Genomic DNA, 22,573 nt, shown 5'->3' with positions numbered 1-22,573 from the left:
GGCACAAACAGTAAGGGCCTCCGCAACGCAGCGGAGGCCCTTACTGTTTGTGAAGAACGAAGGTGTTATTCAGACAGGTTGCGAGCAAGCTTCGCGCCAACGGCATACCCAATCATCGACAGCGGAATCCACGTTCCGATCAGCAGACCGTCGCCGCCCAGCAGGCCGCTGTTGAGCTCAATGGTGAAAAAGGTGCGCCACAGCTTGTCCACGGCGCCGCAGCCGTTGCACAGGCCATTTCCGGTGGGCAGGTCAAGCGTGTACACACACACCACCAGGAAAAACAGTAGCCCGGAGATCCAGACATACGACGCGACCGTACCCGGAAACATGCGCCCCACAACGTAGCCTGCGCCCATGGGGACGATCAGCGCCAGCACGGTGCAGATGATTTTGGGCAACGACGAATCCTGGTCGACATGCAGTACCCAGAACACGGCGACAATCACTACCAGCACCAGAACCGCCAGCAGCGTGTGCAACGCAAACCAGCCGGCCTCGTGCGCCAGGTCTTTCGTCGTTTTGTTTCCGCGAATCTCTACTGATTCCATCGACCTCTACGTTAGCTTTTCCTGCGCCAATTGCAAAGAGTCAGGCCGGAAATTCCTCGGGCAGGCATCGTTGGCGATACCATGAAGACATGCTGTTTGAAGGCGTTCACGTCCCGCTCGCAACTCCGTTTTATCCCGATGGCCGGCTCAACCTCCGCAAACTGGAACACAACGTACGCCGCTATTCGCTTACGCCAAACAGTGGACTGATCGCGCTTGGCCCCAATAGCGAGACGGCATCGCTCTCAACGGACGAACGCATCCAGGTGCTGAAGACCGTCGGTGCAGAGGCTGCGAAGGAGAAAGTTCTCACCGCAGGCATTGGTCTCCCCAGCGTGTACGAGTCCATCCAGCTTGCCGCAGCCGCCGCAGCCGCACGCTTTGACGTCGTGCTGCTCGCCGCACCCGTGGAGTACTCCCAAATGCTCTGGAACGACAGCAGCGCCACCACGGCCCTCCTGACGTACTTCCAGACCATCGCTGACGCTTCGCCGCTGCCAGTCCTTCTGCACTCCGATGCGGACCGCGTTGCGCTACCCATCGAACTCATCGCGCAACTCGCCTCACACCCCAACATCATCGGCGTGCTGGAGCAATCGACGCACGTCAGCCGCGTGACACAGATCCGCGAAGTTTCCGCAAACGTGAAGCACACAGCCACCACCACCATCACCTTCACAGCAGCTACCGGCCGCATGCTCGCTGTCGAGCAGCCAGAAGTCGTGGTCGCGGGGACTTTCGTCAGCGCCACAGCGCTCACAGGCGGAACTGCTGTAGCCACCGCTCCTCCGGTGCCTGCACTGAAAACACGTACCCGCGAAGTTGGTTTCCAGGTTCTCTGGGGTGCAACAGCGGATGCAGACGCCGCGCTCCGCGCAGGTTCGGTTGCGCTCGCCATGCCCATCGCTACATCCGTACCGCAGGCTGCCTTTGAAGTATGGGCTGCATGGAAAGACGGCAACCCTCGTCTGCTCGAAGAAAAGCAGGGCAGGCTCGCCCGCGCAGAGCAGGGCATTGCGTCGTGGGACACACCATCCATCAAGGCTGCCAGCGAACTCTCCGGCTACTTCGGTGGCCGTCCCCGACTCCCGCTTCTGTCCGTAACGGCAAACCGCGCAGAAGAGATTGCTTCTCTCCTGCGGGGCATGAACTCGTAATTGTCATTCTGAGCAAAGCGAAGAATCCCGACGAATCTTCCTTGCCGAAACGTTGAATGCCTTCCAGCCGATTCATCATGGCTGGAAGGCATTTGTTTTCTCTCCGAACTAGAAAGCGCTGTTCAGGTCTTACCGGGTCCGCGGAACCACCGTCACACCCAGCGCATTCAGCTTGCTGCGTGCGGCAGTGGCTTCCTGCGTGTTGGGATAACGCTGGATCAGCGAACGCAGTTCACGCACACCCGCATCCGTCTGCTTCATCGCCAGCAACGACTCGCCCTTGCGAAGCTGGGAAACGGCAGTCTTCTGATTCCCCGGATACTGTTCCGCTACCTTGTCGTAGTTCTTCGCGGCTGCGGAGAAACGACCGGCCTTGTAATCAATCTCGCCCAGGTAGAAGTAGGCATTGCCCGCCAGGTTCGAGTCGGGGTAGTACTTGATCACATCGTTGAACTCGGCCGACGCCAGCGTGTACTTCGCGCCGTTGTAGTCACTGAAGGCCGTGCGATACAGATCTTCCACCGGCGGGGCAGAAGGTGCCGTAGGTAGCGCAGGCGCTGCTGTTGCGGGGATCGCCGCAGAAGGCTTGCCATTACGCACGATCGGCGCAGCCGGGCTACCGCTCGGAGCGGGAGTATCGGTCGTCATGGGTGCGCCACCGCTGGCAGCTCCACCACCACCCGAATCCAGCTTCGCGCTGATGCTCTGCTGCTGGCTCTGCACATCGCCAATGCTCTTCTCAACGCGGCCAAGGCGAGCCTTCAACTCATCCAGCGAGTCATTCAGCGACTGCATCTGCCCGGAGAGCTGTTCCACGTTCTTGCCCGTGCTTTCGCTCTGCGCGCGCATCTGGCGCTGCACACCATCCATCGTCTGCGCCATCTTGTTCACGGCGTCGGTGGTCTGCTGAATCAAATCTTTCATCACGCCCATGCGTTCGTCGTTGGACTGTTGCAGGCGTGCAATAGCGTCCTGCAGCGCGCGGACCTGTGTCTGCAACTCCACCATGTCTTTGTTTGCAGCAAAGGCGGGAGTCGGGGCAGTGAACAGGACAGCGGCAAGTGCAAGCGTAGCGGGCACAATGCGAAGTGTGCGGTGCATGGGATGGTTCCTCCACGTAAGAGAACGCATGGCGGGCTTGTACCTCCCCGCCATGCGTTCGTGCTTTACCAGATTAAGTGAAATTGCAGTTGTTTACCGGTCGATGTTGAACTGTGCGCGGCGATTCTGCTGCCAGCACGATTCATTCTGTTCGGTGCAGAACTGCTTTTCCTTACCGTAGGAGATCACGCGGATGCGGCTAGCCGACACGCCTGCATTCACCAGCGCGGTCTTCGCTGCGTTCGCACGGTTCTCGCCCAGCGCCAGGTTGTACTCAGCCGAACCACGCTCGTCGCAGTAGCCGCCAATCAGCAGCTTGATGTTGGGATGCTGGTTCAGGTACGTGGAAGCCTGCTGCGCCGCGGTGTGGCCTGCGGGGTTCAGATCGTAGCTGTCGTAGTCATAGAAAATGTCCGGCACGGCAGCGTGGAACGCAGCATCATCCGGCAGATCCGACGATGTACCTGCAACCGGAGCCGCGGGGACACGTACGGTCACGCGGAAGTTCGCATCCGCAGTGCCACCATCGCCCGTTGCCACCAGGTGGAAGTTCGTCGAGTTTGACGGCGTCACGTTCGTCGTTCCGTTCAGGTTGACCGGTCCAACACCATCAATCGAAACCGACGTCGCGTTCGAAGTGTGCCAGGTCAGAACAACAGACTGGCCCAGGTCGATCGTCGCAGGCTCTGCGGTCAGCGTAGCTGTTGGCGCAGCAGCAGGTGCAGCAGCCGGCGGTGCGGTATACGGCGGCGGCGCGCTCTGCTTCTTATGGCAGCCTGCCAGCAGCAGCATCGCGGCCATCGCAGTTGTCACGATTGATTTGGTGCGGGTTGTTTGCAATCTCATCATCTCTCCTCAAAAATCGTTGATCGGCAGAAAAAACTTCAGCGAAAACTCCAATTGGGCATGTCGCTTCCGGTGCCTGCAAGTTTGTGCTTCGCAGTACCATCAGCCAGCATGGTCCAAACTTCTGCGCGTGCGCCAGAGCCCACGGCAAAAACGATGTGACGGCCATCCGGCGACCATGAGGGGAAGTCGCAGCGGCCTATGCCGTTCGTGAGCTGGATCCAGCGCTTGCTGGCAATCTCCATCACGTAAATGTCTTGTCCTCCTGGCGCGCCCGGACCGTACTTGCGGTCCCATGCAAAGGCCAGGAATTGTCCATTGGGAGACCACGAAACTGACGTGGCGTATCCACCATCGGTCATGCGCTGCACACCAGCGCCATCCGCGTCCATGATATACACCTGCGGCAATCCACTGCGACCGCTGATGAACGCAATCTGCGATCCCGTCTTGGGATTCCATGTCGGCGAAACATCCGGTCCGCGCGAGTTCGTCACGCGACGCGCTCCACCGCCATTGGCATCCGTGACGTAAATCTCAGGATCACCCGTGCGCGAAGAGGAATACGCAAGCTGACCGTTCGACGCCCACGCCGGAGAAAGATTTGTTCCGCCACCAGAAGGGAAGTTGATCGGACGATTCAGCAGCAGCGAATACATCCGGATTTGAAATCCGTCCTTGCCCAGAGACGAAAGCGCAATGCGCGAATTGTCCGGCGAAACACGCGGCGAAAGTGAAATGGTGCCCAGGTGCGTTACTGCATGAGCATTCGCGCCGTCGTAATCCATCGCCCAGATTTCTTTGGTGCCGCCACCCGCGCGCACAAAATAAATCTTGCTCTCTGCAATGCCGGGGATGCCGCCACCCAGGCGCAGAATGATCTCATCCGCCAGCTTGTGTGCAATGGTGCGTGCACCATTCTCGTCACCAGCTTCGGTGTACTGTTTGCCCAGCACCTGCGGATACTGCGCGTTGTGCGTGTCATCCACGTAGGCGTTCACCACCACGCGATTGTTTGCAACGCTCAACGAACCAAACGCAACATAAGCCGCACTGACCGGCGTAGCGGTCCACTCATCCAGGCGCATCTCCTGCGGAGTGCCAGGCATGGATTGCGGCTGCAGACTCTTCGACACAAGATCGAACACACCCGCGTTTTGCAGGTCGTTGAACAGCACGGAATCAAAAATTTGTTTCAGGCTGCCAGCATCGGCAGAACCCGCGCGAAAGTTTGCCGTGGCAATGCGGATGCGGTCTGCACCCGTGTTCGTTCCGGTGAAGACATTATCCTGCGCATGCAGCGCCGCGGAGCCCAACAACACCACTGCCGCGACAGCAGCCATCTTTACGAGATTCAAACGTGTGCGATTCACCATCGTTGTCCATGGTAGACGCTGCAACATGAAAACGGTGTGGAGAACGTTCCTCCGCGGGTACGGCATTTTCTTTTCGCCGCGCCTTGAACTCACGTTGCGTACCGGTTAATTGCCCTTCGGATCAAAGTAATACTGCACGTTGATGTACGAACCGCTGTAGCTGTCCGGCAGAGGTCCAAACGTGTCAATGCGTTGCAAGGCCCGCATGGCGCTCGCATCCAGAGTGGCATCACCACTCGGTTTCGCAATCTGGATGTTCGATGGCGAGCCATCACGATTCACACGAAAACTGATCCACACGCGATGTCCCACAGCACCGCTGTCGAGCGTTTGCGTGTACCACTGCTGCGCCACCCGCTGCGTCAGTTGCCGGACGTAATACGCATAACGCTCGCCAAATGCGGAATCCGACACGTTTGTGGCCGATGTGCCCGCACGATTTTCGACAGACGTCATCGCCATCTTCAGCCCGGCAGTCTCACCAGAAGTTGCTTTGTCCGGCTGCGGCTTTGTGGGCTGCGGCTTCTGCGGCGGTACAGGTGCAGGCTTCTCTGCAACCTTCGGTGGAGTCTTTTTGTCCGGTTGTTTCACCGGAATGGGAATATCCGTGGGCTTCGGTGGAGGTTCTGCAGCAGGCGTCGGCGGCGGAGGAGCTTCACTTGGATTCTCGCTCGCCAGCACATTGTCTTCCTTCGGCTGAACACGCGGCGGCAGCGGCAGGGAATTCACCATCGTCGCCTGCACCGCACCTGTAATGTCAGCTTTATCGCCCCACTTCTCTCCGTGATTGCGAAAAACGTATCCCGCAGCCAGCACACCGCCAATCACCACGCCATGCAGCACCAGCGACACCACGAAGTTTTGCTTCGTGCGCTCCTGCATCCGGGTTGGCTCCATCGTTACGGGCATCGCTTATTTCTCAATCGGCCTTGTCACAATGCTGATGTTCGTAATCCCCGCCTGCTTCACCGCATCCATCACAGAAGCAAACGCACCAAATGGAACCTTCTGGTCCGCGCGCAGGTAGATCACCTTCTTTGACGGATCACCCTTGGTGCGCAGCAGGCTCGGCAACTCTGCCAGGTTCACCGGCTTGTCCTGCAGGTAGACGCGCTGTTCATGGTCAATCGTCACCACGGTGCGTTCGTCCGTAAGCTGATTTACCGTGCGTGTCTGCGGCACCGCCACTTCAATGCCGCTCTGCAACACCGGTGCCGTCAGCATGAAAATCAGCAGCAACACCAGCACCACGTCCACCAGTGGTGTGATGTTGATCTCTGCAAGCGAAGAGCGTGTGCGTCCGCCGCTACTGGAAAATGCCATCGCGTTCTCTCTCCGAAAGCTTTAGTTGGTCTGCGAGATGCGGCGGCGCGGATCGTCTTGCCCCGTCTGCGGAGCGGCCGCTGCGGCATTCTCCAGCGCATTCAAAAGTTCGCGACCAAAGTCATCCATGCGCGCTGCGAAATCCTTCACGCTTGCAGTCAACTGGTTGTAGCCAACGACTGCAGGGATAGCCACCACAAGGCCAGCAGCCGTCGTGATCAGCGCTTCGCTGATACCCGGAGCAACGGCGCGCAATGTCGCGGCACCCTGCGTCCCCAGGCCATGAAACGCATCCACAATGCCCATCACGGTACCCAGCAATCCGATAAACGGAGCCACCGCCGCAATCGTCGCCAGCCACGTCAACTGCGATTCAAGATCGGTCATCGCCTCGCTGCTTGCAATCTGCGCGGCGCGTTCCACGGCAACAGGATTGCGCGGGAATCCACGACCACCGGTCTGTCGCTGATACTCCTCCACAATCTCTGAAAACACATTCACCAGAGGAGAAGGCTTGTACGTATCGGCCACAGTGGCAATCTCGCTCAGGCGCGATGATTTGCGAAATGCCCGTAGAAACTGCTGCCCCTTGGAGCGTGCACGCCGGAACGAACCCCACTTGGTCAGCATGATGGTCCACGAAACAATCGACAGAACCAGCAGCAGCGCCAGCACCGTCAGCGCCACCGGGCCACTGTTGTGCAGCATTTCCACCAATGCGGAAGAGTTTGCGGCATCGGGTGGTGCAGTCGCCGCGTTAACCGGTGTGCTGTCCTGCAGGAGAAGTGTCAGAAGAAGACTCATAGCTTGCTCGCAGTGTATCGACTCTTGCGGTGGGTTGAAGGTGAGGGAGAATCTTTCCAGGTGCATCTTCGGAAGAAACAGGTCCAAAAGACGCAAGGAATCATGAAGTTCCTGCCGAAGACTTTGTGTATCGCTTTCTCGTCCTGACTGCGCAGGAACTCCTTTCGCCAATGCCCACAGCAAAGAAATGTAATCTGATCACCAATCCTTCCGTGCTATTCTCGGCGCGAAGAGAGGGCGAAGATGCTCCTTGAGCTGCGAGCGGAAAACTATGCTGTCATCGACCACGCTGTCGCCACCTTCGGCAGCGGCCTGAACCTGCTCACCGGCGAAACCGGCGCGGGTAAATCCATCCTCGTCGACGCTCTCGCCCTTCTTATGGGCGGTCGCGCAGCCAGCGATGTGGTGCGTCACGGCGCCGAAAAGGCTGTCGTCTCCTGTGTCTTTGAAGCGACCGCCGGGGCCGAGGCCATCCTCGAAGCCAACGGTATCGACGTCGAAAGCACTGAGATTCTTCTTCGTCGCGAAGTGAATGCATCCGGCAAGGGCCGCGTCTTCCTCAACAATCAGCCCGCCACGGTTGCAGTTCTCCGTCAGCTCGCACCGGAACTCGCACTGGTGCACTCGCAGGCCGAAACCATGGGCGCATTCGATCAGGCACAGCAACGCGGCCTGCTCGATCGCTTTGCTGGTGTGAATACCAATGCAGGCCTGGGCAAAGATCTCGTCATCGATCTGCGTGAACGACTCAAATCGCATAAGGGACTTGACGTTGCGCAGGCAGGCGAAAACATCCGCACCGCATACGCCCTATGGCGCGATGCTCGTGAAGAACTCGACCGTCTCTCTGCCGATGAGCAGGAACGCCTCCGCATGGTCGATCTGTGGATCTTTCAGCGCAGCGAAATCGCAGACGCCAACATCGCATCCGCGGAAGAAGACGATCAGCTCGAAGCAGAGAAGCGTGTCTTGGCCAACGCGGAGAAGCTCTACACCGCAGCGATGAACGCGCAGGAAGTTCTCTACGAGAACGAAGCCAGCGCTGAATCCTCGCTCGCGGCTGCACAGAAGCATCTCGAAGAACTCGCGCGTTACGACCCATCATTCACTGAGGCCGCAACACAGATTGCCAACGCCCGTGCCGCTGTTGCCGACATCAGCGAAACCGCCCGTCATTATGCGGAAAACATCAATGCGTCACCGGAGCGTCTCGCGGAGATTGAAGACCGTCTCGCCGCGCTCGATCGCCTGAAGCGCAAGTACGGCAAGACGCTCGGCGATGTCATCGCGTATGGCGAAGATGTCTCCGCAAAGCTGAACGAAGTAGAGAATCGCGAAGCGCTCATCGAGCAGGCGAAGAAGACGCTAGCCGAATGCGAACACATCTACACCTGCGTCGCGCAGGACCTTACCGAGACACGCACTGCCTCTGCGCGCAAACTGGAAAAACTCGCCGAGCAGCAGATCAACGACCTTGCGATGCAGGTACGCTTCCGGGTCGAAGTCGCTCCGCAAAAAGAACAGAGCTTCTGGACAGCCATGGGCTGGGATCACGTCGAATGCCTGATCGCGACCAACGCCGGTGAACCTCTCAAGCCCCTCGAAGAGATTGCTTCCGGCGGCGAAATGAGCCGCGTCATGCTGGCCCTGAAGGTTTCCGTGGAAGAGGGTGGGGCAGACCGCACCAAGCGTCGCATCCCGCTGCCGCGTACCCTCGTCTTCGACGAAATCGACATCGGTATCGGCGGCCGCGCCGCAGAAGCGGTCGGTGCCAAGCTGAAGGCCCTGTCGAAGCATCAGCAGGTGCTCTGCGTCACCCACCTGCCCCAGATCGCCGCCTTCGCCGATCAGCACTTCCTCGTTGAGAAGTCGGAAAAGGAAGGCCGCACCCGCACCCAGATCCGCCAGATGAAGGACGAAGAGCGCACCGGCGAAATCGCCCGCATGATCTCCGGAGCCACCGTCACGGAGACCAGTCTGAAGCACGCGGAACAAATGCTTAAAGCCAGTCGCTGACCGCGGCAACCGGAAATCGTGGGAACCAATCCAAGTCATCACGGACTTCACAGCAAGAGGAGATCCACCGATGTCTCACGAACCGAAGAAGTGCGCACATATCGCCTGTAGCTGCACCGTGACAGAGGGCAAATACTGCTCGCAATACTGTGAAGATGCGGCCAAAGCGGCACCCACGGCCATCGCGTGCCACTGCCCCCATAACGGCTGCACAGGCAAACTTTAGGGTCTCCACTGGTACAGTAGCGCTTAGCGACCGGTCTTGTGCGCCATAGTGCGCCACGGCGCTTTGTCGTAGTTTCGTCAGACTGCACCACAACAGGTTCAAATCACTGCGGCAGGGGTTTACTTCGCGGTATACTTTAACCGTGAGCACTCTGACCCTCGACCCGCCTGTATCCACCGAAAACGAAAGCGCACAACAGAAGCGCGTTCTCCTGCTGAAGCCCCGTGGTTTCTGCGCGGGTGTGGTGCGTGCAGTGGACATCGTGAAGATCGCGCTGGACACCTTCGGTGCGCCGATCTACGTGCGTAAGGAAATCGTTCACAACCGTTACGTCGTGGACGACCTGCGCCAGAAGGGCGCAATCTTCGTCAACGAACTGGACGAGGTGCCGGAAGGCAAGCGCGTGATCTACTCCGCGCACGGCGTATCGCCGGCCGTTCGCGAACGTGCGAAGGAACGCGGCCTCAAGGTCATCGACGCCACCTGCCCGCTCGTGACAAAGGTTCACGTCGAAGCCATCAAGTTTGCCAAGCAGGGCTACTCCCTCGTTCTCGTCGGTCACCGCGATCACGAAGAGGTTGAGGGCACCGCAGGCGAAGCACCTGAGGTTACCCAGGTCGTCTCCACGGTTGAAGAAGTGGAAGCCCTCGTGGTTCCCGATCCAGACAAGCTCGCGTACCTCACACAGACGACGCTTTCACTCGACGAAGCGAAGTACATGATTGAGGCGCTGAAGAAGAAGTTCCCGAACATCGTCGGACCGCACGCGCAGGACATCTGCTACGCCACGGAAAACCGCCAGACAGCGGTAAAGAATGTGGCGCACGGTGCAGACCTGGTGCTGGTTGTCGGTTCGAAGAACAGCTCCAACTCCAACCGCTTGGTCGAAGTTTCTGAGAACCTCGGCACCAAGAGCTACCTGATCGACAAGGCCCAGGATATTCAGCCTCAGTGGCTGGAGGGTGTTGAGAAGGTGGCTATCACCGCGGGTGCATCCGCGCCTGAAGTTCTCGTACAGGAAGTGGTCGCTTATCTGCAGGGCATCGGTTATGGCTCGGTCGATGAAGTCGAGGTCATGCCGGAGAACGTTCGCTTCGGCCTTCCGCCGGAAATTGTTCGAGCAATTGCTCCGGCGCCATCACCGGCTGCGTAATAGTAGTCGAAGGTATCAGTAGTGCTCTCGCAGTTGCAGTAAGCAGCATCGCTCGGCACGGGGAATACGTCTAATAACAATGCAGGATCAAAATTACAGACCGGGAACGTCGGCGGCCACCGAAGCCGGCGCGGCACAGCCACGTTTTGGGCGCATTGATCTGGGCCTGGACCATGTGCGCACCGCCGTCCGCAAAGCTGCGGACTGGCTACTTTCTCAGCAGCAGCCGGATGGCCACTGGTGTGGCGAGCTCGAAGCCGACGTCATGCTGGAGGCCGATTACATCTTCATGCATACGCTGCTTGGCACGGGTGACCCGGGCAAAATGCAGCGCGCCGTAAATGAAATCCTTCGCCACCAGAATGAAGATGGTGGTTGGAGCGTTTACCCAGGCGGCCCCTCGAACATCAATTACGGCGTCAAGGCGTATCACGCTCTGAAGATGATGGGTTGGTCCGCAGAGCATCCCGTCATGGTCAAGGCCCGCGAGTCGGTGCTGTCACAGGGCGGTGTGGTGGAATGCAACACCTTCACCAAGATTTATCTCTGCGCATTCGGTCAGTACGACTACGATGCCGTACCCGCAATTCCGCCCGAGATCGTTCTTTTCCCGAACTGGTTTTACTTCAACATCTACGAGATTTCGGCATGGTCGCGCGGCATTCTCGTGCCGCTGTCGATCATCTACGCAAAGAAGCCTCTGAAGCTTCTGCCAGCGGAGCAGGGCATTGAGGAACTGTTCGTTGGTGGACGTAAAAACTCGAATCTCCACCTCCGCTGGGATAAGAAGCAACCTGTCTCCTGGCGCAACTTCTTCCTCTTCTGGAATCGTCTGGCCCAGGGATACGAGCGTGTACACATCCGCCCCCTGCGCAAGAAGGCGCTGAAGAAGGCAGAACAGTGGATGCTGGAGCGCTTCGAAGGCTCAGATGGTCTGGGAGCGATCTTCCCGGCCATGCTCAACGCCATCGTTGCGATGCGTCACCTCGGCTATTCGCTGGACGACCCGCAGATGATTCGCGCGATGGACGAGTTTGAAAAGCTCGGCATCGACAAGCCCAACGGCGAACCGAATTACCCCACGCCAACCTTCCGCATGCAGCCCTGCCTCTCGCCCGTTTGGGATACGGCGCAGGTCGTATCGGCACTCGGTTCGGCTGACATTTCGCCTACTGACCCGCGCATGATTCTCGCGGCGGACTGGCTCTTTAGCAAGGAGAGCCGCCACAAGGGCGACTGGGCGCAGAAGGTCAAGAACGTTGAGCCCGGCGGCTGGGCCTTCTTCTACAACAATATTCATTACCCTGACGTGGACGATACGGGCGAAGTTCTGCTCGCACTGAAGGCCGTGGAGCACCCGCACGAGCGCCAGCAGCACGACATTGCGCAGCGCGCCATCAACTGGGTCTTCGGCATGCAGTGCAAGAACGGTGGCTGGGCATCCTTCGATCGCGACAACACGAAGATGATCTTCCAGTACATCCCCTTCGCCGATCACAACGCGATGCTGGACCCACCAACGGTGGACATCACCGGACGCATCCTGGAAACGCTGGCTGCTTACGGCTACACCCGTCGCGATAAGCGCGTGGAAGCTGCGGTGCAGTTCATCCTGAAGGAACAGGAGTCAGACGGTTCGTGGTTTGGTCGCTGGGGTGTGAACTACCTCTACGGCACCTTCCTCGTACTGCGTGGTCTGGAAGCCATCGGCTTCGATCAGAACGAACCCGCAGTGCAGCAGTCTGTCGAATGGGTCCGCTCCGTACAGAACACAGACGGCGGATGGGGTGAGTGGTGCGCAACGTACGACGATCCGGGAACACGTGGCGTCGGCCCTTCAACTCCCTCGCAGACAGCATGGGCTCTGCTCGCGCTTCTCGCAGGTGGTGACACCCGTTCTGATTCGGTGGCCAAGGGCGTCCGCTGGCTCGTCAATCAGCAGCACGAAGACGGCACGTGGAGCGAACTTATTCCGGGCCGCAACGGCGAAAGCTACTACACCGGTACTGGATTCCCCCGTGTGTTCTATCTGGGGTACCACCTGTACAAGCAGTACTTCCCGCTGCTGGCGCTCACGACCTACGATAAGGCGATGCGCGCTCCTGCGGAATAGAGATTCGTAACACCAGTTTGTAATTGCTGGGGCCTTTGCCCCGGAGGAACTTAGACCTATGGCAATTCCTGTATCTCAGGCATGGACGGTAGCGACTTACGTCATCAAGCAGAAGCTCGCGGGCCGCAAGCGTTACCCCCTCGTGCTTATGCTCGAGCCGCTCTTCCGCTGCAATCTGGCCTGCGCCGGCTGCGGCAAAATCCAGTACCCCGCACACATCCTTAAAGCAGAACTCACCCCCGAGGAATGCTTCAAGGCCGTTGAAGAATGCGGCGTTCCGATGGTGTCCATCCCCGGTGGCGAGCCCCTTCTGCACCCGAAGATGCCCGAGATCGTTCAGGGCCTCATCGACCGCAAGAAGTACGTGTACATGTGCACCAACGCGCTTCTCCTCAAGGAGAAGCTGCACCTCTTCAAGCCGTCGAAGTATCTGTCGTTCTCCGTGCATGTCGACGGTGAAAAAGAACACCACGACTTCGGTGTCTGCCGCGAAGGCGGACACGACATCGCTATGGAAGGCGTACGCGCCGCTGTGGCTGCGGGCTTCCGCGTCACCACCAACACCACGCTCTTCGATGGTGCTGACCCGAACTCCGTTCGTCGTCACTTCGACCAGTTGATGGAAGCCGGCGTGGACAGCATGATGATCTCGCCCGGCTACACCTACGACAAGGCGCCGGACCAGAAGCACTTCCTCGGTCGCGCACGTTCGCGTAAGTTGTTCCGCGCACTGCTGTCGAACCGCAAGAAGCGCTGGCAGTTCAACGCAAATCCCATCTTCCTGGAATTCCTGATGGGCAAGCGCGAACTCACCTGCACCCCGTGGGGCATGCCGACGTTCTCCATCTTCGGATGGCAGAAGCCCTGCTACCTCCTGCAGGACGGCTACGCCGACACCTTCCAGGAACTGCTGGATGAAGTGGATTGGGCCAACTACGGAACCGAGAGCGGCAACCCGCGTTGCGCCAACTGCATGGTGCACTCCGGTTACGAAGCGTCGGGCGTGAACTACACCTTCGGTTCGCTGAAGGGCCTCATCGCGACGGCCAAGGCCATGTTCGGCGGGCTGTATGAAGACCCCGATGCACAGAAGCTTCTGAACGACTGGAAGCCCACGAACCACGGTCAGCTCGTGCAGATCGGCTCTGGCATCCTGTCGGCTGAATCGGAGCGCGTCAATCATTCGGAATCGCTGGCGGTGGGTGACTAATGGCAACCGAACAGCAGGAACACCTGAAGATTGAAGAACTGCAGCAGCTCAGCCCCGACCAGATCGAGGTCATGGCTGGCCGCGACCGCGAAAACCTCGAAGGCTGGATTCCGGCACTCGCCACGGAAGCGGAAGTGAAGGACGCCTTCGAAAAGGCTTTCGACTATCGCGGAGACGTCACGCTCACGCTCAAGTCTGGTGAAGTCGTCGAAGGCTACATCTACGATCGTCGTCAGGGTTCCACCCTCGAAAATTCTCTGGTCCGCGTGATGCCCTCCAAGGGCGAAGACCGTTCGCGCCGGAGCATCCCGTACAGCGAAATCGCTGCTCTGAACTTCAGTGGACGCGATACCGCCGCCGGCAAAACCTTCGAAGCCTGGGTCAAGAAGTACTGGGAAAAGAAGGCTGCAGGCGAAAAGAACATCCAGATCGAACCCGAAAAACTGGACTAATTTCATGAGCGAGAATCTGCAGCCTTTCCTGCAAGCGCAGGGCAGGCAACTGACCGCAGTCCTCAGCAACGACACCGGCGAAGGCGAGGAGATACTCCTCGCCTTCGGTGCCGATGCCCTCATCTTCCGTTGCAACGAGGACTCCGACGCCATCGCCGTCACCTTCGAAACCATCCCGAAACTCGAAGACGCGGACGACCTCACCACGGACCCGGCATGGAGCTGCTTCATCGGCAAGGAACTCTCCACCGGCTGGCTCATGCAAAACCAGCAGGGCTACGGAGACGGCGCACTCCTCAGCTTCGACGGCGTAGTCCCTGAAGTTGGTTTGAACGTCGTGGCGGCTGCCTTTGAAGTGTTGGAGATTCGTCAGCGTTCGTAGTGTGTGACAGATCTTTGCCGTAAGACTTCAGCTGGAACGTGGCTGGAATAATATTGGTGAGCAGGCTCCTTATGGAAAACAAGTCCATCCGAAAATTCTCAACGTCCGTAGGATGGGCATCGCTATGTGCGATTTGTTTTTGGACGCCTGATATTTTGATTCACTTGATTAAGGCAGATTCCTTTAATCAACCCTGGCTGGTAACGGCAGTCTGTCCAGTTGTTTTTCTCTTAAGCTATTTAGGGCTAATCTTCTTCTCCAAGAAACAAATAAGTGCGCGTCAGGCTTTTTTTGTAATGGTGGGAATATGGTGTTCTGGAGGAATTGCAACAATGATTGCCGCCTCTTTCGGAGGTAGTGGGTTTGTCTCCGGTTATAAAATTGCCGTGGGAATTTCTCTATTAGGTGTTGTGTTTCCCCCGTCTACACTCTTCTTCACCACTTACGACGGTAGTTTGTTTGCCCTTTCCGTCGTTTCTATCCTTCTGATTCTTGACGCGGCATCGGGCGCTGCGGAATACATGAGAAGCCTGTTCCATCCCGCTACTGCATGAACGTCTTCCTCACCGGTGCCACCGGCTTCGTCGGTAGCCATGTAGCGCGCGCCTATGCGGCACAGGGCGCAAACCTCCGTCTGCTCACACGCAACAGCAGCAATCTCGCCTCGCTCGAAGGCATTGCCGCGGAGACTGTCACTGGCGACCTCCGCAGCGCACCAGCGCTTCGCAGTGCTCTGGAAGGTTGCGATGCGCTCGTCCACGTCGCTGCTGACTATCGTCTCTGGGTACCCGATCCAGACGACATGTACAAGGCCAACGTCGAAGGCACACGCGAACTCCTCAAGTTGGCTCGCGAAGTTGGCGTGCATCGCGTTGTGTACACCAGTAGCGTCGCCACAATGGGCTTCACAAAGACGGACACCATCGTCAACGAAGACACGCCCGTCTCCGAAGCCGACATGATCGGACATTACAAACGCAGCAAATGGCTCGCCGAACAGGAAGCCATCGCCGCAGCACGTCTAGGCCAGTACGTGATGATCCTCAACCCTACGACACCCATCGGCCCGCTCGATCGCAAACCAACGCCCACCGGACGCATTGTCGTCGACTTCCTGAACAAGAACTTCCCGGCCTACGTCGACACGGGCCTCAACCTCGTGGACGTGGAAGAGATCGCAAGGATGCACGTCGAAGCGCTCGACAGAGGCACTCCCGGCGAACGCTACATCCTCGGCGGCGAGAACCTCACGCTGAAGCAGATACTCGACCGCATGGCAGCCATCAGTGGCCTGCCATCGCCCAAGCACAAGGTGCCGCACGCCGTCGCCATGGCCTTCGCCTTCTTCGACGAGAACATCACCGGCAAGCTCCGCGGCAAAGAACCACGCGCCACCGTTGAAGCCGTCCGCATGGGCAAGAAGATGATGTGGGCCTCCTCAGTGAAAGCAGAGAAAGACCTGGGCTTCCAGGTCAAGCCAATCGACCACGCACTCAAAGCAGCAATGGAGTGGTTCGTAGCGAATAACTACGCTCCTCAGTACAGCAAAGCATGACGAACGACGCCATCGTGATCATCGCCGCAATGCCCGGCGAACTGAAGCCGCTCGTCCGTAGTTGGGCCGCGCTCGAATCCGTCAACGGCGTCGACGGCTGGCAACACCCAGCAGGCCCCATCATGGCCTTCGTAGGAGGCATGGGCGCCGCAGCAGCCACACGAGCCTTCGCACGTGCCACCCAGGTCTGCCAGCCCCTCACCATGCTTTCCGTAGGCTGGGCAGGCGCACTCCGCGAAGAGATCGCACCGGGCAGTGTCATCAAGGCCAGCATGGTGCGCGACCTCAACACCGGCGAAATGTACGCAGCCGAAGGCAGCGGCGGCCTGCTGCTCACCTCATCCCGAGTCGCCAGCCGCGAAGAGAAGCACCGCCTCGCCACTACGTACGACGGTTCCGTCGCAGTCGACATGGAAGCCGCCACCCTCGCGCGCCTCGCGCTCGCCAACGGCCTCGGTTTCCGCGCCATCAAGGCCATCAGCGACACCCTCGAAGAAGACCTGCCGGACATGAACCCGTTCATCACCGCGCAAGGCAAATTCGCCACAGCGCGCTTCGTCGCGCACGTCGCCACGAAACCCCGCTACTGGAGCGCGCTTTCGCAATTCGGCAAACAGGCCAGCCTCGCCGCCAACAACCTCTGCAACGCCATAGCCGACGAGATCGGCATCGAACGCCCCCGCTAGCACTTCGTGCCGTCCTCGACATCGCTTCGCGATGTGTCCTCAACTGGAATGAATGTAGTGCCAGCACTATGTCGTGGGAGGCACGAATCGTAGGGGCACGACTTTAGTCGTGCCGGTGCAACGTTGGTTAAGAAAGGGCTTTAGCCCCTGAGGTCAGTTCGCTGCAGCCTGCAGCAGTACGAGCAAACTCGATACACTAGTCATGAACATGGAAGCCACACCCGCAACGCAAAAAGCCGCTGTCTACCGCGCCGTAAACGACGTCCGCATCGAAGAAGTTCCCGTCCCGACCATCGGTCCCGGCGAAGTGCTGATGAAGATCCACACCTGCGGCATCTGCGGCACGGACCTCAAGAAGATCCACACCGGCTCGCACTCCGCACCCCGCGTCTTCGGCCACGAGATGAGCGGCACCGTCGTCGCTGTCGGTGAAGGCGTCACCAACTTCAAACCCGGCGACCGCGTCATGAGCTTCCATCACATCCCCTGCGGCACCTGCTATTACTGCCGCAAACAAACCTTCGCGCAGTGCGACACCTACAAGAAAGTCGGCGCAACCGCAGGCTTTGGCGAACCCTCCGGCGGTGGCTTCGCGGAATACATCCGCGTCATGGACTGGATCGTCGAAAAAGGATTAATTCACATACCGAACGACATCCCGTTCGAGCAGGCCGCATGGATCGAGCCAGTCAACACCTGCTACAAGGCCATCGAACTTCTCAACCTCAAGGACGACGAAACCGTACTCGTCATCGGCCAGGGCCCCATCGGCATCCTGCTCGCAGCACTCGCAAAACGTAAGACCCCGCACGTACTCACCAGCGACCTCTACGCCGAGCGTCACGCCGTCGCAAAGACCTACGGCCTCGATCACCCGCTAGACGCCAGCAGCGACGTCATCGCCGAATGCAAACGTGTCACCGAAGGCCGCGGTGCCGACGTCGCTCTTCTCGCAGTCGGCGCAAACAGCCTCATCACGCAGGCCATGAACGCCATCCGCCCGGGCGGCCGCGTCTGCCTCTTCGCACAGACCCAACACGGCGAAGCACCCTTCGATCCCGCCGCCGTCTGCATGGACGAAAAGACCCTCATGGGCTCCTACTCATCCTCAGTGGCCATCCAGGACGAAGCCATCGATCTAGTCTTCGACGGCTACCGCGATGGAACCTTCGACCTCACCAAACTCATCTCCCATCGCTTCTCGTTGGAAGATGCAGTGAAGGGAATCGACCTCGCATCACATCCCGTAGCCGATAGTATGAAGATCGTCATCCAGCCGTAACCACGCTTCGCGGTGAATCGCTCCGGAAAATCATGCGCGGCATTCTGCTCTACAACCCGGCATCCGGACGATCGCGAATCAGCCGTGCCTCCATCGTGGAAACAGTCGCAACAACACTTCGAAGCCACGGCTACGAGCTGGAAATTCTCGCCACCACGCATCGAGGCAGTGCAGGCAATCAAGTAAAAGAAGCCATCGCAAACGGCGCAGAAGTCATCTTCATCTGCGGAGGCGACGGCACAATCCACGACGCCTTACAGGGAATCGCAGGAACCAGCGCAAAGCTCGCCATCATCCCGCTAGGCAGCGCAAACGCCCTCTGCCGCGAACTCGGCGTCCCTCTGCATCCGCTAAAAGCAGCAGAGTCCTATCAGCGAACATCACAAAAAGACGTACAGATAGCGCGCTGCAAAACACCGCAAGGCGAGCGTCAATTCCTCATCATGTCAGGTGCAGGTCCCGACGGCGCACTGATGTATCGCATGCTCACCACATCCAAAGGCAGACTCGGCCGCTGGGCTTACGCAATGCACGCGCTGCATCTCCTGCTTCGCGCACGCTTCCATCAATTTCAGGTGCGTTATCAAACGGCCGATGAAGCGTGGCACACCACCTCAGCCATCAGCGCCATGGCGCTTCGCATCGGCAACCTCGGCGGCATCTTCCCCGGCATCGCAAGCGGCGCTTCATTGAACAACAAGCACATGCGCCTCGTCTTAGTGAAACCACCAGCGATACTAGGCCTGCCGACATGGTTTCTCTTGTCCTGGCTACATCTCGATCACTGGAATCCCTATCTCGACACGAAAGATGTACAGGCATTCCATTGCGAATCACGCGAAAGCAAAGTCCATGCACAAGCTGACGGCGAATGGATCGGAACGCTTCCGCTCTCAGCCGAACTCGGCGAGCGAACGATAACGCTCCTCATCCCGAGCACCGAAGCGAAGCGCTAAAGAGTCAGAAGACGATCGACGGTAGCCACGCGCCAGCAGGCTCGTTATAAAGCCCAGTGCTCATCAGCGTCATCGTTTGCACCACGCGCAATCCATTCGCAAGGCACCATCGCAGCAGCGCACTATTGCGTGAAGGCACAAGCACTCCCGGCCCTGAGAACGACTCCACAGAAGCAAGCAAAGCCTGCATATCGACATTTGTCTCCGCCGTGGAATGTCCAAAGAAACCAAGGTGAGTCGAGTAGCCAGTCACACGGTTCTCACGCTCCACCACACGCGCCGAACCCTCTCGAATCGCGTGCGCCAACTCGACTCCACGATCGACTCCATGAACCCGCCGGGCGAGCGCATTACACGCCGCTTCATCTGCAGGCTCTGCATGTCGCACAACACATCCCGGCACACTTCGTTCGCGAGTCTTACCCTGCAAACACGCAAGCGGCTCACGCACGTCAAAGCCAAGCGATGCATACAGAGACAGCGAACGACTGTGATACGCAGCCTGCACCAGCCGCACGCCCGCAGCACCGTTCCGCTCCGCACGATCCATCACAGCGGCCATCAACTTCCGGCCAACCCCGGCATTCTGCACATTGGGATCAATCGTGATCGGACCCACACCGTAAATCACAGCTTGCTCTGCAAGCACATTGCTACCCACAATGCGGCCATCGCTTTCCGCAACGACTGCATAGAATCCCGGCGCAGAAAACATCATCGAAAGCAGCCCAATACCGACCTCCGGAGATGGAAGATCGCAGGGAAATCCATGCGCCGCACTAATCGCTGCGAAGGCGTCATAGCAAATCAACCCACACGCATGGGCGTCCTCAATGGTGGCAGCTCGAATCGTGATCTCGGGCGATGCAGTTGACGGCATGATTATGGATACTCGATTTACTTATAACTCCAAGATCACTCTCAAAGCTTGCAAATGACGAACCCTATCGAAAAGGCCCAACAGGTGCTTCGCCCGTATGCATCACGTCCTCTAATGTCTCTGCGGCGATCTTAGGCTCCTCAACCTCTTGCTGCGGCTTTGGAGCATCACTGTTACCGTTGCCATTGTTGTTTGCGTCATCTTGGCCACCTTGCTCACCTTGATCGCCATCGTCGTTATTCGCTCCATTCGCCGCAGCGCCATTCCGGCTTGCGGGCGGTAGTGGGCTAGCCGGTCCGGGATCTTTCACGGACAACACTTTCGCGCTAAGCCGATCAAGGCTATCTGGCACCAATCGCTCTGCGAAGCCAGCCAGGAACGCCCACACAAACAGCTTCCCGTACTCGGCACTTGAAGAAAGCTGCAACGGATAGAGCGATGAAGCGTGCGCAATGTCCGGTGGCATAAACGATGGAAACGCAATGCCCTGCAGAATCTGTCCAAGGAACATCAGCATCAACAAGACTGCAAAGATGCCGCCCAGCATGGGCGAAAGCCACAGATAGTAGCCGGAGATATCCAGTCCAAGAACGCTCACCAATGGGTCGCCGTCGCTGGGGATGTTCTGCATCCGTCGCTGTGAGCTAACGAATCCACCAATGATTCCGCAATAAATCACACCAAGCAACGTCATCAGCGAATGATCATGCTGAAACTTGTAAGCGGCCAATCCCAGGGATACCGTATACAGAACCACGCACCAGATACACGCCACAGTAAGCGATTTACGAATGCGTTCGCGCTGCGGAATCAGCGAGTAATACCAATGCAGAACGTCGAGGATGCGACTCAGGTCTGCACGAAGCAACTCAGCTTTGGCCGGAGTATCAGCTCCCGATGGTACGCCTGAATCAATGTATTTCTGGTAGATCGTGGGCGACGCAATACTGCGTAAACGCTCGCGCATGATCCACGCATTGCGTTCCACCATATCCGTCGGCAGCAGCGAGAAGACGACACTTTCTAAAAGGAAAATATCGCCCCATGTAAGATCGTCCGGTCGCTCACGAGACTTTTCAATGACTCGGTCTGCTCGTTGATCTGGCACATTGACGTTCACATACAGCGCAACAATGTGATCGAAATAAGACCAACCATAGGGAGGCACGGTTGGTGGATCACGAAGATTCAGTACCACTCCAAGCCGTCGCCACAACTTACGCCCGAAAATCATGGGAACACCCCATGTGAATTGTGAGTAGATTCCAACACAGCTTGGCGCCCGCGCACGCCATCAATCTGTGTGAGACGGCAGACTAACGCAGGGAAAAACTAAATACCAACATAATTTTTTGATCTGTTTTGGCCCGTGAACACAGGTGCGTCAGGTTGTAGGTTGTCCTTTTGCAAGTTAGCGCAACTTACTACAATCCGTTTCTACTCATTGCGTCGCCCAGGCGCCATCACACTTAGTTGAGTTCCTGCGCCAGTCCAATCAGAATTCCCTCAGGCCCGCGCAGGTAGCAAAGCCGATACGAATTCTGATAGCGGACCACTTCACCAACAAGCCTTGCGCCGCGCATGCAAAGCCTCTCAAGGGTGTCATCAATGTCATCCACGGCAAACATCACGCGGAGATAGCCCAGGGCATTCACCGGGGCATTGCGATGATCTTCAACGACGGCTGGCGCAAGCAAGCGTGAGAGTTCAATACGGCTGTGCCCATCCGGTGTGCGCATCATGGCAATCTCAACACGTTGGTCGGCAAGTCCGGTCACACGTCCTGCCCATTCGCCTTCGACCGTGGCTCGTCCTTCCAGCTCAAGCCCCAGCTCGAGAAAGAACGCAATCGCCTCATCAAGATCTTCGACGACGATGCCAACGTTATCCATCCGCTTCAATGCCATGCCGCGACTCTACAGGACATTTGTTACAAGCGACAACGCACCCTCTCGCAACGGGGAAGCGAGCCGTTAAGATTCAGCCGACGACGCAAACGGATCGTTCGCGCCTCTCACATAGGCCGCAGCATCCTGAAAGTTGCGACCGATTCTCTGAGCCTTGCTCAGAATCCACTCCGCTGTCTCTGCAGGGAATATCTCGACAGTTGTCTCGGAGAACAGGGCCAGCCATCGATCAAAATGCTCAGGGTCAAGACCAAGTCCGACATGGCGCATCGCTGGATCGCCTTTGTAACGACCCGAGGTCAGCAACACCGTAGACCAGAAGTCCTTCAGGACAGAGAGATGATGCGGCCAGTCGGACACGACCGCGTTGAAGATCGGGCCAATCTCGGGGTCTGTTCGAACCTTGGCGTAGAACACGTCAACAAGGTTTGCGATTTGTTCTTCCGTAATCCCCACACTCAATAACCTAACTGAGTTGCTCACAGCACCGAACGCATAAACAAGTTCCAGTTTTCTTAAAGCAAAGCTCGCACATCCAAGGCGCGAACACCGGAACGATCGCGCCTGGCAACGCGCCGAAGGCGTCCAGAACGGTAT

23 protein-coding genes are annotated in these 22,573 nt (G+C 58.2%); 12 read left to right on the top strand and 11 right to left on the bottom strand.

The features are described 5' to 3' along the window. Positions 1-65 precede the first annotated feature (65 nt). A complete protein-coding gene (locus M504_RS03655; RefSeq protein ID WP_047488118.1) occupies positions 66-551 on the bottom strand; it encodes a hypothetical protein in 486 nt (161 codons plus the stop codon). Positions 552-640: 89 nt separating this feature from the next. Here M504_RS03655 and M504_RS03650 point away from each other — a divergent pair, with 89 nt between their 5' ends. After that, positions 641-1,708, top strand: a complete 1,068-nt coding sequence (locus M504_RS03650) for a dihydrodipicolinate synthase family protein (RefSeq protein WP_047488115.1) — start codon at positions 641-643, stop codon at positions 1,706-1,708. Between the two features lie 129 nt (positions 1,709-1,837). Here the strand turns inward: M504_RS03650 and M504_RS03645 are convergent, their stop codons facing one another. From M504_RS03645 to M504_RS03620, 6 genes are all read right to left on the bottom strand, one after another. Further along, entirely contained in the window at positions 1,838-2,809 is a 972-nt protein-coding gene (locus M504_RS03645; RefSeq protein WP_047488112.1) for a tol-pal system YbgF family protein, read from the bottom strand. A 93-nt stretch (positions 2,810-2,902) separates the two neighbouring features. Beyond that, positions 2,903-3,658, bottom strand: a complete 756-nt coding sequence (locus M504_RS03640; protein ID WP_047488108.1) for an OmpA family protein — start codon at positions 3,656-3,658, stop codon at positions 2,903-2,905. A gap of 35 nt (positions 3,659-3,693) precedes the next feature. Continuing rightward, on the bottom strand, positions 3,694-5,031 hold the full coding sequence (locus tag M504_RS03635) for a PD40 domain-containing protein (protein WP_047493320.1): 1,338 nt from the start codon (positions 5,029-5,031) through the stop codon (positions 3,694-3,696). A gap of 105 nt (positions 5,032-5,136) precedes the next feature. Next, positions 5,137-5,940, bottom strand: a complete 804-nt coding sequence (locus M504_RS03630) for a TonB family protein (protein ID WP_047488105.1) — start codon at positions 5,938-5,940, stop codon at positions 5,137-5,139. Between the two features lie 3 nt (positions 5,941-5,943). Beyond that, the gene (locus M504_RS03625; RefSeq protein ID WP_047488101.1) at positions 5,944-6,354 is read right to left on the bottom strand and encodes a biopolymer transporter ExbD; all 411 of its coding nucleotides are present in this window, start codon (positions 6,352-6,354) and stop codon (positions 5,944-5,946) included. Positions 6,355-6,375: 21 nt separating this feature from the next. After that, positions 6,376-7,158 (bottom strand): MotA/TolQ/ExbB proton channel family protein, encoded by a 783-nt coding sequence (locus M504_RS03620; protein WP_047488097.1) that lies wholly within the window; start codon positions 7,156-7,158, stop codon positions 6,376-6,378. Positions 7,159-7,401: 243 nt separating this feature from the next. On the opposite strand from M504_RS03620, the gene recN reads away from it, so the two are divergent. From recN to M504_RS03565, 11 genes are all read left to right on the top strand, one after another. Beyond that, a complete protein-coding gene (gene recN, locus M504_RS03615) occupies positions 7,402-9,174 on the top strand; it encodes a DNA repair protein RecN (RefSeq protein ID WP_047488094.1) in 1,773 nt (590 codons plus the stop codon). A 368-nt stretch (positions 9,175-9,542) separates the two neighbouring features. Beyond that, positions 9,543-10,553 (top strand): 4-hydroxy-3-methylbut-2-enyl diphosphate reductase, encoded by a 1,011-nt coding sequence (locus M504_RS03610; RefSeq protein ID WP_047488091.1) that lies wholly within the window; start codon positions 9,543-9,545, stop codon positions 10,551-10,553. A 79-nt stretch (positions 10,554-10,632) separates the two neighbouring features. Further along, positions 10,633-12,666: a squalene--hopene cyclase gene (shc, locus tag M504_RS03605; protein ID WP_047488088.1), complete on the top strand. Its 2,034-nt coding sequence runs from the start codon at positions 10,633-10,635 to the stop codon at positions 12,664-12,666. Between the two features lie 58 nt (positions 12,667-12,724). Beyond that, entirely contained in the window at positions 12,725-13,876 is a 1,152-nt protein-coding gene (gene hpnH, locus M504_RS03600) for an adenosyl-hopene transferase HpnH (RefSeq protein ID WP_047488086.1), read from the top strand. Beyond that, entirely contained in the window at positions 13,876-14,328 is a 453-nt protein-coding gene (locus tag M504_RS03595) for a hypothetical protein (RefSeq protein WP_047488083.1), read from the top strand. The genes hpnH and M504_RS03595 overlap by 1 nt, the downstream gene beginning before the upstream one ends. 4 nt (positions 14,329-14,332) lie before the next feature. Beyond that, positions 14,333-14,710 (top strand): DUF6334 family protein, encoded by a 378-nt coding sequence (locus tag M504_RS03590; protein ID WP_047488080.1) that lies wholly within the window; start codon positions 14,333-14,335, stop codon positions 14,708-14,710. A gap of 71 nt (positions 14,711-14,781) precedes the next feature. Continuing rightward, positions 14,782-15,264: a hypothetical protein gene (locus M504_RS21995; RefSeq protein WP_156993495.1), complete on the top strand. Its 483-nt coding sequence runs from the start codon at positions 14,782-14,784 to the stop codon at positions 15,262-15,264. Further along, positions 15,261-16,265, top strand: coding sequence for a hopanoid-associated sugar epimerase (gene hpnA / locus M504_RS03580; RefSeq protein ID WP_047488072.1), 1,005 nt, complete (start codon positions 15,261-15,263; stop codon positions 16,263-16,265). The genes M504_RS21995 and hpnA overlap by 4 nt, the downstream gene beginning before the upstream one ends. Further along, entirely contained in the window at positions 16,262-16,951 is a 690-nt protein-coding gene (locus M504_RS03575) for a hypothetical protein (RefSeq protein WP_052200307.1), read from the top strand. The genes hpnA and M504_RS03575 overlap by 4 nt, the downstream gene beginning before the upstream one ends. Before the next feature lie 202 nt (positions 16,952-17,153). Continuing rightward, entirely contained in the window at positions 17,154-18,233 is a 1,080-nt protein-coding gene (locus M504_RS03570; RefSeq protein ID WP_047488070.1) for a Zn-dependent alcohol dehydrogenase, read from the top strand. 32 nt (positions 18,234-18,265) lie between these two features. Continuing rightward, positions 18,266-19,189 (top strand): diacylglycerol kinase family protein, encoded by a 924-nt coding sequence (locus M504_RS03565; RefSeq protein ID WP_047488065.1) that lies wholly within the window; start codon positions 18,266-18,268, stop codon positions 19,187-19,189. Positions 19,190-19,193: 4 nt separating this feature from the next. On the opposite strand, the gene M504_RS03560 is transcribed toward M504_RS03565, so the two are convergent. The 4 genes from M504_RS03560 to M504_RS03545 all read right to left on the bottom strand — a co-directional run bounded on the left by M504_RS03560 (position 19,194) and on the right by M504_RS03545 (position 22,459). Next, the gene (locus tag M504_RS03560; RefSeq protein ID WP_047488063.1) at positions 19,194-20,069 is read right to left on the bottom strand and encodes a GNAT family N-acetyltransferase; all 876 of its coding nucleotides are present in this window, start codon (positions 20,067-20,069) and stop codon (positions 19,194-19,196) included. A 64-nt stretch (positions 20,070-20,133) separates the two neighbouring features. Continuing rightward, positions 20,134-21,303, bottom strand: a complete 1,170-nt coding sequence (locus M504_RS21055) for a hypothetical protein (protein WP_052200305.1) — start codon at positions 21,301-21,303, stop codon at positions 20,134-20,136. Between the two features lie 235 nt (positions 21,304-21,538). Further along, positions 21,539-21,976, bottom strand: a complete 438-nt coding sequence (locus M504_RS03550) for a VOC family protein (RefSeq protein WP_047488060.1) — start codon at positions 21,974-21,976, stop codon at positions 21,539-21,541. A 66-nt stretch (positions 21,977-22,042) separates the two neighbouring features. Beyond that, on the bottom strand, positions 22,043-22,459 hold the full coding sequence (locus tag M504_RS03545; protein WP_084214064.1) for a group III truncated hemoglobin: 417 nt from the start codon (positions 22,457-22,459) through the stop codon (positions 22,043-22,045). Positions 22,460-22,573: the final 114 nt, after the last annotated feature.

The organism is Terriglobus sp. TAA 43 (assembly GCF_000800015.1).
GTDB lineage: Bacteria > Acidobacteriota > Terriglobia > Terriglobales > Acidobacteriaceae > Terriglobus.
The sequence above is the reverse complement of the archived record's forward strand: the minus strand, read 5'-3'. Positions and strand labels throughout refer to the sequence as shown.